Annotated in this window: 15 protein-coding genes and 1 other RNA gene; 9 read left to right on the forward strand and 7 right to left on the reverse strand. The window is 69.7% G+C overall.

The window, feature by feature from the left end; translation table 11 throughout:
- The first annotated feature begins 9 nt into the window (after positions 1–9).
- A complete protein-coding gene (epmA, locus tag QN315_RS12960; RefSeq protein WP_323989679.1) occupies positions 10–1,062 on the forward strand; it encodes an EF-P lysine aminoacylase EpmA in 1,053 nt (350 codons plus the stop codon).
- A 129-nt stretch (positions 1,063–1,191) separates the two neighbouring features.
- Positions 1,192–1,611: a hypothetical protein gene (locus QN315_RS12965; protein ID WP_323989680.1), complete on the forward strand. Its 420-nt coding sequence runs from the start codon at positions 1,192–1,194 to the stop codon at positions 1,609–1,611.
- Between the two features lie 26 nt (positions 1,612–1,637).
- On the opposite strand, the gene thiE is transcribed toward QN315_RS12965, so the two are convergent.
- A complete protein-coding gene (thiE, locus tag QN315_RS12970) occupies positions 1,638–2,264 on the reverse strand; it encodes a thiamine phosphate synthase (RefSeq protein WP_323989681.1) in 627 nt (208 codons plus the stop codon).
- 62 nt (positions 2,265–2,326) lie between these two features.
- Positions 2,327–2,737: a hypothetical protein gene (locus QN315_RS12975; protein ID WP_323989682.1), complete on the reverse strand. Its 411-nt coding sequence runs from the start codon at positions 2,735–2,737 to the stop codon at positions 2,327–2,329.
- A 90-nt stretch (positions 2,738–2,827) separates the two neighbouring features.
- Between QN315_RS12975 and QN315_RS12980 the strand changes: the two genes are divergently transcribed.
- From QN315_RS12980 to QN315_RS13000, 5 genes are all read left to right on the forward strand, one after another.
- Positions 2,828–3,085 carry a hypothetical protein gene (locus QN315_RS12980; protein ID WP_323989683.1) on the forward strand — a complete coding sequence of 86 codons (258 nt, stop codon included), beginning with the start codon at positions 2,828–2,830 and terminating at the stop codon, positions 3,083–3,085.
- A gap of 3 nt (positions 3,086–3,088) precedes the next feature.
- Positions 3,089–3,430: a cell division protein ZapA gene (locus QN315_RS12985; RefSeq protein WP_176641629.1), complete on the forward strand. Its 342-nt coding sequence runs from the start codon at positions 3,089–3,091 to the stop codon at positions 3,428–3,430.
- Between the two features lie 9 nt (positions 3,431–3,439).
- Positions 3,440–3,597, forward strand: a non-coding RNA gene (ssrS, locus tag QN315_RS12990) — 6S RNA.
- Entirely contained in the window at positions 3,584–4,243 is a 660-nt protein-coding gene (locus QN315_RS12995) for a 5-formyltetrahydrofolate cyclo-ligase (RefSeq protein WP_323989684.1), read from the forward strand. Before ssrS ends, QN315_RS12995 begins: the two co-directional genes overlap by 14 nt.
- A 96-nt stretch (positions 4,244–4,339) precedes the next feature.
- Positions 4,340–5,155 (forward strand): TIGR00282 family metallophosphoesterase, encoded by an 816-nt coding sequence (locus tag QN315_RS13000; protein ID WP_323989685.1) that lies wholly within the window; start codon positions 4,340–4,342, stop codon positions 5,153–5,155.
- A 45-nt stretch (positions 5,156–5,200) separates the two neighbouring features.
- Here the strand turns inward: QN315_RS13000 and QN315_RS13005 are convergent, their stop codons facing one another.
- The 3 genes from QN315_RS13005 to QN315_RS13015 form a co-directional block, all read right to left on the reverse strand.
- Entirely contained in the window at positions 5,201–5,548 is a 348-nt protein-coding gene (locus QN315_RS13005) for an acyl-CoA thioesterase (protein ID WP_176640479.1), read from the reverse strand.
- 129 nt (positions 5,549–5,677) lie between these two features.
- Positions 5,678–7,135, reverse strand: coding sequence for an AMP nucleosidase (locus QN315_RS13010; protein WP_176640476.1), 1,458 nt, complete (start codon positions 7,133–7,135; stop codon positions 5,678–5,680).
- 72 nt (positions 7,136–7,207) lie between these two features.
- The gene (locus QN315_RS13015) at positions 7,208–8,365 is read right to left on the reverse strand and encodes a TonB family protein (protein ID WP_323989686.1); all 1,158 of its coding nucleotides are present in this window, start codon (positions 8,363–8,365) and stop codon (positions 7,208–7,210) included.
- 369 nt (positions 8,366–8,734) lie between these two features.
- Here QN315_RS13015 and QN315_RS13020 point away from each other — a divergent pair, with 369 nt between their 5' ends.
- Complete coding sequence (locus QN315_RS13020; protein WP_323993479.1) at positions 8,735–9,397, forward strand: DNA-3-methyladenine glycosylase; 663 nt, start codon at positions 8,735–8,737, stop codon at positions 9,395–9,397.
- Between the two features lie 22 nt (positions 9,398–9,419).
- Here QN315_RS13020 and QN315_RS13025 read toward each other — a convergent pair whose 3' ends face one another.
- Complete coding sequence (locus QN315_RS13025) at positions 9,420–10,205, reverse strand: alpha/beta fold hydrolase (protein WP_176641285.1); 786 nt, start codon at positions 10,203–10,205, stop codon at positions 9,420–9,422.
- Between the two features lie 271 nt (positions 10,206–10,476).
- Between QN315_RS13025 and QN315_RS13030 the strand changes: the two genes are divergently transcribed.
- The gene (locus QN315_RS13030; protein WP_408904519.1) at positions 10,477–12,354 is read left to right on the forward strand and encodes a chloride channel protein; all 1,878 of its coding nucleotides are present in this window, start codon (positions 10,477–10,479) and stop codon (positions 12,352–12,354) included.
- A gap of 79 nt (positions 12,355–12,433) precedes the next feature.
- Here QN315_RS13030 and glnA read toward each other — a convergent pair whose 3' ends face one another.
- Positions 12,434–13,894, reverse strand: coding sequence for a type I glutamate--ammonia ligase (gene glnA, locus QN315_RS13035; RefSeq protein ID WP_176640407.1), 1,461 nt, complete (start codon positions 13,892–13,894; stop codon positions 12,434–12,436).
- Positions 13,895–13,923 lie beyond the last annotated feature (29 nt).

Here is a 13,923-nt window from a genome sequence, read left to right on the forward strand (position 1 = left end):
GAGTCGCGCATGACCGGCCCCATCATCCCCGCCTCCACCCCGCCCGATCCCGACCGCATCGCCGAACGCCTGCCGCTGCTGCGCCGGCGCGCCCTGGTGGCGCGGGCCGTGCGCGCTTTCTTCGATGCGCGGGACTATCTCGAGGTCGAAACCCCCTACGCCGTCCCCACCCCGGGCGAAGAGGTGCATCTGCGCGTCTTCCGCACCGAACGCGAACATCATGACGGCACGCGCCGGGCGCTGTTCCTGCATACCAGTCCCGAATTCGCCATGAAGCGCATCCTGGCCGCGACCGGCCAGCCGATCTTCCAGCTCGCCCGCGTCTGGCGCAACGCCGAAGGCAGCCATCTGCACGCCGCCGAATTCACCATGCTGGAATGGTACCGCCCGGGCGCCACGCTGGCCGGGCTGATGGACGAAACCGAATCCCTGCTGCGTGCGGTGCTGCCGCCCGTCCTGCAGCGCCCTCCCGGCCTGGCGGAGGCCCGGCCGCTGCGTATCGACGTCCCGTTCGAACGGCTGACCATGGCAGAGGCCTTCGCCCGCCATGCCGGCATCGACCTGCTGCCCACCGAGGGCGACGCCGATTCCTTGGCCGCCGCCGCCGGCTGCGCCCTGCGCCACGGCGAGGATTGGGAGGATCTGTTCTTCCGCCTGCTGATGGAACGGGTGGAACCCGCGATCGGCCGCGACCGCCCGTGCTTCCTGACCCACTGGCCCGCCAGCCAGGCGGCGCTGGCCCGGCGCGACCCGGCCGATCCCCGCACCGCCCTGCGCTTCGAACTCTATGCCGCCGGCCTCGAACTGGCGAACGCGTTCGAGGAACTGACCGATCCGGTGGAACAGCGCCGGCGCTTCGCCGCCGACCGGGCGCGCCGCGCGTCGCTCTACGGCGCCGGTCCCGATATGGCCTGGCCGATGGACGAGGCCCTGCTGGCGGCGCTCGGCCACATGCCGCCCTGCGCCGGCATCGCGCTGGGGTTCGACCGGCTGGTCATGCTGGCCGCCGGCACGGCGCGCATCGGCGACATCCAATGGCTCGAAGAAGGGGCAATGGTGTGAAGAGGGGGCAATGGCCGGGTTGAATGATCGAGTTGATTATTTGTAACATTGGCGCGCAGGCGCGGCCGGTCCCGGGCATGCTATATTGACATTGCTGCAATTTTTACCCTTCAGCTCGGTATTCGTGTCATGAAATATGCTTCGCTTCTACCGCTTGCCGCCCTGCTCGCCCTGACGGCCTGCGAAGTCCCGTCGCCCGAGCAACGCAGGCTGCTCAACTCCATGGTCGGACGGCAGGAAGTCGACGTGATCCGCACCTTCGGCGTCCCCACCCGGTCGTATGAGGCCCAGGGCCACACGTTCCTCGCCTATATCGACAGGGAAACCAGCTATTCGCCGGGCGGCGGCTGGGGATGGGGCTACGGACCCGGCTGGGGTGGTCCCGGCTGGGGTGGCTGGGGTGGCGGTTGGGGTGGTGGCTGGGGCGGCGCCTGGGGTCCGGGTTGGGGCGGCTGGGGCGGGTCGGTCTATACCAGCTCGTGCCAGACCACGTTCGAACTGATCGGCGGCCGCGTCACCGGCTGGACGATGCGCGGCGACGGCTGCTGACGGGCACCGGTCGCGGCGGCGTTGCCCTACGCCGCCGCGACCGCCGCGTTCATCGCCCGCACGCCCGCCGCCGGACCGTCGGGGTGCCCCCACACCGCGCTGATCACCGCCAGGAAATCCGCCCCGGCGCGCACCAGCGGCCCGCAATTGGCCGGCGTGATCCCGCCGATCGCCACGACCGGCAATTCCATCATCGTCGCCCACCAGGACAGTAATTCGGCTTCGGCCCGGATCTCGGTCTCCTTCGACACCGACGGAAAGAACGCGCCGAACGCCACATAATCCGCCCCGGCCTCGCCCGCGCGCATCGCCAGGTCGCGGCTGTCATAGCACGACACGCCCAATTGCAGATCGTCACCCAGCGCGAAGCGCGCGTCGGCCACCGCCATGTCCTCGGCCCCGACATGCGCGCCGTCGCAGCCGCCGCGCCGGGCCAGGTCCGGCCGGTCGTTCAGGATGAAGGCGACCCCGCGCTCCTGCGTCACCGGGCGCAACACGTCGATCGCGCGCAAAATCGCGTCGTCCGGCACGTCCTTCAGCCGCAATTGCACGGCGGCCACCGGTCCCGCATCCAGGGCGCGGGCCAGGTCGGGGGCGAACGCCGCCGGATCCGGCACCGGCGGCGTGATCAGATAAAGCTGGCATTCATTCATCGCGCGTCGATCATACGGCCTGCCGCCGCGCCGCGACAGTGGGCACGGCGCGCCGTCGCGGATCAGCGCCCGCGCAGGTACCGTTCCAGCCGGATCGGCGCGGGATCCAGGTCCAGCCGGTGGCTGGCCGGCCGCGCGCCCAGACAGACCGCCCCCAGCTCCCCGGCCAGCAGCCCGACGGTCCGTGCCTGCGGGCAGGACCCATCCAGCAGGATATGACGCACCCCCAGCCCCAGCGCCTCGACGGCCCGGCCGGCCGACGCCCCGCAATCCAGGAAGGCCGGCAGGACACAGCCGGTCTGCGCCAGCAGGGCCCGCCACCAGGCCGGCCCCAGCAGGCATCCCGCCCCGTCCGGCGACAGCAGCATGCAGGGCGGCGGGGCATCCATGCGGCGCAGCGCGTCCTGCACGCTCCGCAGCTCCGTGGCCGAAGCCACGGTAATGACACGCGAAATGGCCGGATCGTCGATCATTGCTTGACGTTGAACCGCGCCCGCGCGATCTGTTCAAGAAGATTGTCGACAGGCGGGATTCACAACGTGGCGCATGCGGAAGGATCGGATATGCCGGCCGGCCCCCAGGATACCAGGGGCAGCGAACCCGCCGACCGGCTGGAGCAGGCGCTGAACCGGATCGCCTTCGCGCTGGACCGCCGGCGCGACGACGCCGCGCAGGCGGCGCCCGATCCGCATGCCCCCGATCTGCAGACTTTGGCCGCCAATATCGACATCCTCATCGCCCGCATCCGCGACGTGCTCGGTCCCGAAGACGACCAGGACAAGGACGCCCCGGATGCCGGCCAGGATTCGGAGGCACGCTGAGCCATGGCACAGGTAACGGTCCGCATTAACGGCTATTCCTACGTCGTCGGCTGCAAGGACGGGCAGGAACGCCATCTCCAGGCCATGGCGCAGGAGGTCGAGCGCCGGGTCGAGCGCATCCGCGCCATCGGCGGCCAGAGCGGCGAGGGCCGGATCCTCGCCCTGGCCGCGCTGCTGATGGCTGACGAGATCCACGACCTGACCGCCGAAAAGATGCCCGAGGACACGTCGCGCCAACTGGCCGAGGCGCGCCAGATCCGCATCGAGAACGACCGGCGGCGCGAACAGCTCGCCCTGCTGGTGGAACGGGCCGAAACCATTGCGGCGGCGCTGGAACGCGACTAGATATCAGGGGCGGGGCTGCCGGGCTCGTCAGGCAACTCAACCCCTGGGCCGATAAGCACTTCCAAAGGGAGCTGGCTCTGACGTGATCCTGGTCATGTTACCTGGCGCCCACCTGCACTTGCAGGTCCGGGAGGGCTGAAAAGACCAACGGCCATGGTGGCTCCGCACGCTTCCGCTCTCTCCGACCCGCCCGAACTGGCGCAGGCCAAGGCGGTGCTCCGCCACCGCCTCCGTGCGGTACGGGCCCATCCGACGGCCGCCCATGCCACCGGGGAATTGTGCCGGCGCATGGCCGGCTGGGTGCGGTCGCACCTGCGGCCCGGCGCGCTGGTCGCCGCAACCTGGCCTTTGCCGGGCGAAATCGATCTGCGCGGCCTGTGCGCCGACCTGCATGCCGACGGCTATGGGGTGCTGCTGCCCGAAACCCTGCCGCGCGGCCATGCGCTGCGCTTCCGCCGCTGGCATCCCGGCACGCCGATGCATCCCGGCCGCTTCGGCACCCATTATCCGGACGGGCCCGTCGCCCGGCCCGATTTCGTGTTCGTGCCCCTGCTCGGTTTCGACCGGCGCGGTTTCCGGCTGGGCTATGGGGGCGGCTATTACGACCGCACCCTGGCGGAACTCGGCGTCGGAACGTGGGACGGATCGGGCGCCGAACCGGCAGGCCCCAGGGAGGCGGTGTCCAGGGGCGCGGTGCCGGCGGCGGGATACGGCCTGGCGGCGCAGGAAGTGCCCGCCGTGCCCGTCGGCCCGCACGATATCCCCCTGCCGGTCATCGTGACCGAGCACGAAACGATCCGCTGCGGACGATAAAGCCGGCAAACCCGGCCGCGGCGATGGACGGGGATGCCGTTCGGGTCTACCCACCAGAGTCCAGCATATGGATGACGGGAAAAGGGGAAGGGCCGGGTGCGGATCTTGTTTCTGGGCGATATCGTCGGACGCGCGGGGCGCGAGGCGGTGATGGTATCCCTGCCGGGCCTGCGGCGCACCCTCCGGCTCGATCTGGTGGTGGTGAACGGCGAAAATGCCAGCCACGGTTTCGGCCTCTCCCCCGCCATCGCGCAGGACCTGTTCGCCGCGGGGGCCGATATCGTCACCCTGGGCAACCATGCCTGGGACCGCAAGGACCTGATCGGCCATATCGATGCCGAGCCCCGCATCATCCGTCCCGCCAATTACCCGCCCGGCACCCCCGGCCAGGGCAGCGCCCTGGTCACGCTGGTCGACGGACGCAAGGCGCTGGTGATTAACGTGATGGGCCGCCAGTTCATGGACGCCCTCGACGATCCCTTCCGCGCCGTGGCCGACATCCTCGCGCGCCATCGCCTGGGGGTCACGGTGCAGGCCGTGGTGGTCGACATCCATGCCGAGGCCTCCAGCGAGAAATGGGCCATGGGCCACGTGCTCGACGGGCGCGCCTCGCTGGTGGTGGGCACCCACACCCATACCCCCACCGCCGATCATCGCATCCTGCCCGGCGGCACGGCGTTCCAGACCGATGCCGGCATGTGCGGCGACTATGACAGCGTGATCGGCATGGGCAAGGACGCGGCCATCGCCCGCTTTCTGCGCCGCATGCCCGGCGAACGCCTGCAACCGGCCGAGGGCCAGGCCAGCCTGGCCGGCATCATGGTCGAAACCGATGACGCCACCGGCCTTGCCCGCCGCGTGGCGCCGCTGCGCATGGGCGGATTGCTGGCCCCGACCACGCCGGATTTTTAGAGCGGATTCCGTTCAGGCGGAATCGTTTGAACGGATAAGGATGCTCTATCCGGCCGGCTGCTCCGGGGGCAGGGGACGCGGCCGGCGGTGATCGTCTATGGCGACGAAGGTGAAGACCCCTTCCGTCACCTTGACGGTCTCGTGCGAATGGCGCGCCCGCCGCCAGGTCTCGACATGGATCGACATCGACGTGCGCCCCGTGCGGATGATGCGCGTATACAGGCTGACCTCGTCGCCGATCAGCACCGGCTGGTGCAGCACCACCTTGTCGATCGCCACCGTCACGCACCGCCCCGCCGCCCGCAGCGCCGCCGTGGTCCCCGCCGCCAGGTCCATCTGCGACATCAGCCAGCCGCCGAAAATATCCCCCGCGGCATTGGCATCCGCCGGCATCGCCACCACGCGGATCGTGGGGGGCACGGTCGGGCGTCCGGCCGCGGGCGCGGGGTCGTCAAGGGTGGCGGTGCTTGCAAAGGTCACGCGGGCAGGCTCCTGGCACGACCCGAAGGCCGAAAACGCGGGTCAGCGGAAAGGCGGTTCGTCGAACCCGCGTAGCTTGCGCGAATGCAGCCGGTCCACCCCCTGCGCGCGCAGCAGCCGCATGGTCTCGATCCCCACCGTCAGGTGCTGCGCCACCCGCTCGCGATAGAACGCATTCGCCATGCCGCGCAATTTCAGCTCGCCATGCAAGGGTTTATCCGACACGCACAGCAGCGTCCCATACGGCACCCGGAAGCGAAACCCGTTCGCCGCGATGGTCGCCGACTCCATGTCCACCGCGATGGATCGCGACATGTTTATCTGGGTGAACAGCGCATTCAGCCGCAATTCCCAGTTCCGGTTGTCGGTCGTCATCACCGTGCCGGTGCGCAGCCGCGTCTTCAGTTCCGAATCGCGCAGCCCCGTCACCTGCGCGGTGACTTCCTGCAACGCCACCTGCACCTCGGCGATCGGCGGCACCGGCACCCAGGGCGGCAGGTCGTCGTCCAGCACATGGTCGTCGCGGACATAGCCGTGGGCCAGCACGTAATCGCCCAGGCGCTGCGTGCGGCGCAGCCCGGCGCAATGCCCCACCATCAGCCAGCAATGCGGCCGCAGCACCGCCAGATGGTCGGTGATCGTCTTCGCGTTCGCCGGACCCACGCCGATATTGACCAGCGTGATCCCGTCCCCGTCCGGCCGGCACAGGTGATAGGCCGGCATCTGCGGCAGGCTGCCGGACATGTGCGGGGCCGGCGGGTCGCCCCGGCGATGGACCAGGTCGCCCGGCTCGACGAACCGGTCATATTCCTCCCCCCGGTCGACCTGCGCGCGCCCATATTCGCGGAACGCGTCGACATAGCGCTGGTAATTGGTCAGCAGGATGAAGCGCTGCACGTGGCGGGGCGAGGTCCCGGTATAATGATGCAGCCGCGCCAGCGAGTAATCCGTCCGCTCGGCGGTGAACAGCGCCAGCGGCCGCGGCTCGCCCGGCTGCGGGATCAGCGCGCAATTGGCGATCAGGTCGTCGGTGGCGTGCAGGTCCGGCAGCGCGAAATGCCGCTGCAGCGCCCGCAGGTCGTCCTCGGTGATCGCGGTCACCGCCTCTTCCATCACATAGGGCAGCGGGATCGGCCGGCGCGACTTTCCCACCAGCACCGGCTGGCGGTAATGGCGCAGCAGGATGTCGATCTGCTCGCGCCAGTAATCGCGGAACAAAGCGGGCCGCGTCAGGGTGGTGCCGTAGAATCCCGGCTCCAGCACCACGTCGAAGGGCGGACGCGTCTCCTCGGGCGGCGGCGTCCGGTCGACCGGAAAGGCCAGGTAGGGATAGGTCGGCACGGCCTGCATGCCGCCCTGCCGGCCGGCGAAGGCCGCGCGCAGGGCGTGCACCCCGGCCTCGTAGATCTCGCTGATCCGCTCCACCGCCTCGGCGGCATCGGTGAACGCCTCGAAATCCGTGCCCACCCGGTCGCGGATCGCCGCCATGTCCTCGGTCATGTGCCCCCTATCCGGCGCCCTGTCCCGGCGCCCCTCCCGGCCTGTCTGCCGTCGTCCCGTCCGGACGGATCATCAACGCCGGATCAGGATATAGTTGATCGTCAGGTCGATATCGAAATGGTCGCCCGTCATGTCCGGTGGCACCGGCGGCAGTTCGGCGCCATGGAACATGCCGGTGGTGGCGGCATCCAGGTAGTACGACCCGGACTGCCCGGTCAGCCGCACCGCCTTCACCCGCCCGCTGCGATCCAGCACCACATGGACCGAGGACGGACCCTCCTCCCCGGCACGGGCCGCTTCCTCGGGGTAGTACATGTGGGCGCGGATCCAGCGATCGATCTCCTCGCCGTAATCCTCGCTCACCCCGCGGATCTGGGTCTGGGTGGAATAGGGCGCGTTCAGTTGCCCGTTGCGTACCATCGGCCCGACCGACAGGTCGATCGGACTGCCCGACCCGCCGGCCCGGCCGCGCCGCTGGCGCACCGGCCCGGGCGACGGGGCAAAGGACAAATCCATCGGCGAATCGAACGGCGAGGGCGCATGCGTCGGCGTCCGCGGCCGTGTCGCGCGCGCATGGCGCGGCGTCGGCCGGGGCGAGGGCCGGGCGGCGTGGCCCGGGGTCACCGGCGCCGGATTGGGCATCGCGGTCGATGGCTGGTCCGGCAGCGTCTCGTCCGACGGCGTGCGCGGCAAAGGCGGGGCCGCGGGCGTCTGCGGCGTCGGCACGGTCGGCGATGGCGCGGAATCGGTGGTCTGGGGCTGGTCGGGGCGCGGCACGTCCGGCGTCGGCTTGCTGGGCCGCGCGCCGGACCCGCCGGCCAGGTCGGGCGAATTGCGCCCCTGCAGGCCGCTCGACGCCGGCGGGGCGAAGACCATCTCGACCGACGGGTTCTCGGGGGCCGCCGCCGCGCCCGCCTGGTGCCGCGCCGCCTGTATCAGGACCGCCAGCAGGATCAGATGCGCCAGCGCCGACAGGACCAGGACGGTGGCCACGCCGGGCTCTTCCAGCGTATCCGGCCGGATCATCGGCGCGCCGGCGCGGCGCAGCGGCCGGTACTCGTCCGGCCGGGCGACCGGCACGGGCCGCAGGCCCTCGCGTCCCTGCGATGGCCGGACCGGCGGGTGGGGATGGCGGCGGTGCGGCCCGCGCCCCGCGCCCGGGGTGCGGGGGATCAGGACGGGCTCCTCGGCCTGGCGATAGCGGGAGGAAGGGCTGAGTGTCACCGTCATGAAAAGCCGCGATTCTCCGCGTGGTCGCCTGCGGCGCACTCCGTTGCGATCATGGCCCGAAACGATGCCGTCGGACAATGTTCCAGTCCCGGGGGTCCAGTCCCGGGTCCCAATCCCGGGCGACTCTCTCGCACGCTACACTAGCCTGCGGCAATCCCGTTGTCATGTTCCGCACTGTCACGACGCCCCATCGCGGCGCCACGCGCAATGCCGCGCCATGGGGGGCGGTCGGGCGGGATTGCCTTGCCGCTCGGACTCTGCTGGCATGGCGTCATGCCCCCCGCCTCGCCCGACACCCGGCCCGATACCCCGCCCGGCACCCCGTCCGGCACTCTGGCCGATCCCCTCCCGCCGGCGGCGGAACCGCCGATGCTCGGCCTGTCGCCCGCCCGGGACCGCGCCATCCGCCGCCATCTCTCGGCCGCCGACCCCGATCTCGCCGCCCTCATCGCCCGCACCGGCCCCTGCCGCCTGCGCGTCCATGCCGCCCAGGAACCCTATGCCGCCCTGCTCGAGGCCATCGCCCACCAGCAACTGCACGGCAAGGCGGCACAGGCCATCCTGGGGCGGCTGGTGGCGCTCGCGGGTGGCACGCTGCCCGATCCGGCAACCCTGCTGTCTTTTCCCGTCGAAGCCCTGCGCGGCTGCGGCCTGTCCGGCAGCAAGATCGCGGCGATGCAGGGCGTGGCCCGCGCCAGCCTCGACGGCACCGTCCCGTCGCGGGCGCAGGCCGTCGCCCTCTCCGACGACGAACTGGTCGCAAGACTGGTCGGCCTGCGCGGGATCGGGCGCTGGACGGTGGAAATGCTGCTGATCTTCGCGCTCGGCCGGCCCGACGTCATGCCGGTCGACGATTTCGGCGTGCGCGAGGGCTGGCGCGTGCTGAAACATCTCGACGCCCAGCCCAAACCCAGGACGCTCGCCGACATCGCCCGTGCCTGGAGCCCCCATCGCTCGGCCGCCGCCTGGTATCTCTGGCGCGCGGCGGAAGAGGGCCGGCGGCTGGTCCAGGCCAACATCCTGACCGGCTGACGGCCCGGGTCCTGCCGCGCCCTCAATATTGCTCGACGAAATCTTCCAGCAGGGCGGCGAAGCGCGCCGGGTTCTCCACATGCAGCCAATGCCCGGCCTTCTCGATCAGCTCCAGCCGGTAACGGGGAAACAGCCGCCGCATCACCCCGTAATGTTCCGGCCGGATATAGGGCGAATTGCCCCCCGCCAGAAACAGGGTCGGACCGGGATAGGAATAGCCCTCGGGGATATAGGGCCAGCTTTCGATATTGGTCATCGACGACACGATGTCGCGCAGCCCGATGGTCCAGCCCGGATTGTCGCCCAGCCGCAGATTTTGCAGCATCAGCGCCCGCACGTCGGTATTGGAAATGTCGCGCGCCAGCAGCGTGTCGGCTTCCGCCCGGTTCAGATGGGGCGGGAATTTCACCCGCAACATCTGCTCGCCCAGCGAAAACTGGCCATGGCCGGTCCTGGCGGGCGGAATATCGGCCACCAGCAGGCTGTGCACCATGCCCGGCCGGGTCAGGGCCAGGGTCATCGCCACTTTGCCGCCCATCGAATGGCCGACCAGGGTCGCCGGCAGCGCCGCATGATGGGCCAGCGTCTCCAGCAGGTCCGCCGCCATGCTGTTGTAATCCATCGGCCCGTGCGGACTGTCGCCATGGTTGCGCAGGTCGATCGCCAGGGTGCGCCGCGTCCGCGCCAGGCGCCGCTGAAAGAATCCCAGGTTGCGCGCCCGGCCGAACAGCCCGTGCAGCAGCACGATGGGCGGGCGCGCCATGCCGCCCTCCTGCTCGGGCTCGCGCGCGATCACGTTCAGCAGCACGGCAGCACCATCCTTCCTTCCGCGTCTCGCACCGGGCCCGTCATCGGTCCCCGATTCCGCGGGTCAGGATGCAGCTTATGGTCTTCCGCGCCGCGCGCAAAGGCCGCCTCTGGAACGCCCGCCGTGCGCGGGGCGTTGTCCGGGTTCGGGGTCCGCCCGCGTTCTTCGGCGGATATTTCGGCTGATATTTCGGTTGATCTGGGGGGGACATGACTTCAAATAGGCGGCACGGGCGCCTTGCCGCCGCTGGCGCCGCGCGAAAGTATCTGCCGTGCCGTCTCCCAGTTCCGGCCTGCTGAATCATCTGCGCCGTCAGCGCGCGCCGCGGGCGGGGACGGTGCCGGGTTCCGCCCGCGCCGACCGGCCCGCCTTTCCCGTCTCCCACGCGCCGCGCCTGCTGCGCGCCCTGGTCCGCGCCGACGAGATCTGGCTGGTGATGCTGGCGGCATGCGTGGGCGCGGGGGCCGGGCTGCTGGTCGCCGCCATGACCCACGCAACATTGCTGGCGCACCGCCTGCTCTTCATGGCCGCGGGCGATGGACGGATCTCCGGCCTCGACCGCCTCGAACCGCTGCGCGCGGTGCTCGTGCCCGTCCTGGGCGGCCTGGCCTTCGGCGGACTCGGCGTGTTCATCGCCCGGTACGTCCCCGGCCGTCCCGTCGACCCGATCGAGGCCAACGCCCTGCATGGCGGCCGCATGTCCCTGCGGGACAGCGCCATCGTCGCCATCCAGACCGTATTCTCCAACAGCGTCGGCGCCTCGGTGGGACTCGAAGCCGGCTTCAGCCAGATCGGCGCCGCCGCCGGCTCGCGCATCGGCCGCATGTTCCGCGTCCGGCGCGAGGATCTGCGCCTGCTGGTCGGATGCGGCACCGCCGGCGCCATCGGGGCGGCGTTCGACGCGCCGCTGGCTGGGGCATTCTATGCGTTCGAACTGGTGATCGGCACCTATTCGCTGGCCAATCTGGCCCCCGTGGCGCTGGCCTCGATCTGCGCCATCGGGGTGACGCACCTGCTGCACAGCGCGGCGCCCGGCGTGTCGGTTACCCTGCCGGCCAGCCTGCATCTGACCGACTACCTGCCGGTGGCCACGCTGGGCATCGTCGCCGCCCTGCTCGGGGTGGCGCTGATGTATTGCGTCACCCTGGCCGAAAGCCTGTTCCGCCGCTCGGGCCTGCCGGCCTGGTCGCATCCGGCGATCGGCGGGGCCGTCATCGGCACGATGGCGCTGGTCTCGCCCTCGGTCCTGTCCTCGGGCCACTGGGCAATGCGCATCGCGCTGGAACGGGGCCACCCCACCGGGTGGGTGCTGGTGCTGCTGGCGCTGAAGGCCGTCGCCTCGTCGGTGTCGATCGGCGCCGGATTCCGCGGCGGCCTGTTCTATGCCTCGCTCTATCTCGGCGTGCTGACCGGGGCGGCCTTTGGCGGCGGCCTGGCGCTGGTCTCGGCCGCCGCCCCCTCGACCGAACTCTGCGCCCTGGTGGGCATGAGCGCGATGGCCGTGGCCGTCGTCGGCGCGCCCATGACCATGGTCTTCCTGGCGCTGGAAATGACCGGCAGCCTGCCGCTGACCGTCGCCGTGCTGGTCGCCTCGGTCATATCCGGCCTGACGGTGCGCCGCACCTTCGGCTATTCCTTCGCCACCTGGCGCTTCCATCTGCGCGGCGAATCCATCCGTTCGGCGGTCGATGTCGGCTGGATCCGCACCCTGACGGTCGGGCGGATGATGCGGCGCGACGTCAAATCCCTCTGCGCCACCACCACCATACAGGCCGCCCGCCATGCCTATCCGCTGGGTTCGGCCCAGCGCATCGTCCTGGTCGATGGCGGCGGGCGCTATGTCGGGCTGCTCCAGGTGCCCGACCTGTACGCCCCCGACTTGCATGCCGAAGATGCGGATGGAACCGGCGACCTGACCCGCTTCGCGCAATATCGCGACGTCATCCTGCTGCCCCAGATGAATGTGCGCGAGGCGATCGCCCGCTTCGAACAGTCCGAAAGCGACGCCCTCGCGGTGGTCGACAGCGCCGAGTCCCGCATCGTCCTGGGCATGCTGACCGAACAGCACGCCCTGCGCCGCTACAGCGAGGAACTGGACCGCACCCGCCGCGAACTGGCCGGCGAGGGCCGTCTCCACGCCCGGCTCTGAACGGCGCGACGTCCCAAAGAAAAAGGGTGCCGGCCCCCGCGGCCCGGCACCCTTTTCATGTTCGTCGATCCCGGCCGGATCAGACGGAGTAATACATTTCGAACTCGACGGGGTGCGGGATGTGCTCGAACTTGTAGACTTCCTGCCACTTGATGGCGATGTAGCTGTCGATCTGGTCCTTGGAGAACACGCCGCCGGCCAGCAGGAACTCATGGTCGGCTTCCAGGGCCAGCAGCGCCTCGCGCAGCGATCCGCAGACGGTGGGGATCTGCTTCAGTTCGTCGGGCGGCAGGTCGTACAGGTCCTTGTCCATGGCGTCGCCCGGATGGATCTTGTTCTTGATGCCGTCCAGGCCGGCCATCAGCATGGCCGAGAACGCCAGGTACGGGTTCGCCGTCGGATCGGGGAAGCGCACTTCCACCCGCTTGGCCTTGGGGCTGGTCGCATACGGAATGCGGCACGACGCCGAGCGGTTGCTGGCCGAATAGGCCAGCAGTACCGGCGCCTCGAAGCCCGGGATCAGCCGCTTGTAGGAATTGGTCGAGGGGTTGGTGAACGCGTTCAGCGCCTTGGCGTGCTTGATGATGCCGCCGATGTAATACAGCGCCTGGTCGGAGAGGTCGGCATAGCCGTTGCCGGCGAAGACCGGCTTGCCGCCCTTCCAGATCGACTGATGCACGTGCATGCCCGACCCGTTGTCGCCATAGATCGGCTTGGGCATGAAGGTCGCCGTCTTGCCGTAGGAATGGGCGACGTTGTGCACGCAGTATTTGTAGATCTGCATGAAGTCGGCGGACTTCACCAGGGTGGCGAACTTGGTGCCCAGCTCGTGCTGGGACTGCGCGACCTCGTGATGGTGCTTTTCGATCGGCAGGCCCATCTCGCCCATGGTCGACAGCATCTCGGCGCGCAGGTCGGCCTCGCTGTCCACCGGCGGCACCGGGAAATAGCCGCCCTTCACCACCGGGCGGTGGCCCATGTTGCCTTCCGGATAATCCTTCAGCGACGCGCCCGGTCCCTCGATGCTGTCCAGTTGGTAAATGCCGAAATTCGGGCCGGTGCCGAACTTGACGCTGTCGAAGACGAAGAATTCGGCTTCCGGACCGAAGAAGGCGGTGTCGCCCAGCCCGGTCGACTTCAGATAGGCCTCGGCCAGCTTGGCGGTCGCGCGGGGGTCGCGGTTATAGAACTGCCCGGTCGAGGGCTCGATGATGTCGCAGATCAGGATCAGTTGCGGCTTGGCCGAAAACGGGTCCATGACCGCGGTCGCCGGGTCCGGCAGCAGGATCATGTCGCTCTCGTTGATGGCCTTCCAGCCGGCGATCGACGACCCGTCGAACATGAACCCGTCGCGGAACGTGTCCTGCTCGATCGTCGAGACATGCTGCGCCGTGTGCTGCCACTTGCCGCGCGGATCGGTAAAGCGCAGATCCACAAGCTCGACGGAATGCTCCTGGATCAGGCTGAACACCTTGGCGACAGCCTCGGCGGAATAGGTGGGCGTCGTCGTCGGAACTGCGCTCGGGGCTTTCTTGGCCATTCTGATTTACCTGCCTTAACTGGTGGGGC

This window comes from Nguyenibacter sp. L1 (assembly GCF_035199985.1).
GTDB lineage: Bacteria > Pseudomonadota > Alphaproteobacteria > Acetobacterales > Acetobacteraceae > Gluconacetobacter > Gluconacetobacter vanlangensis.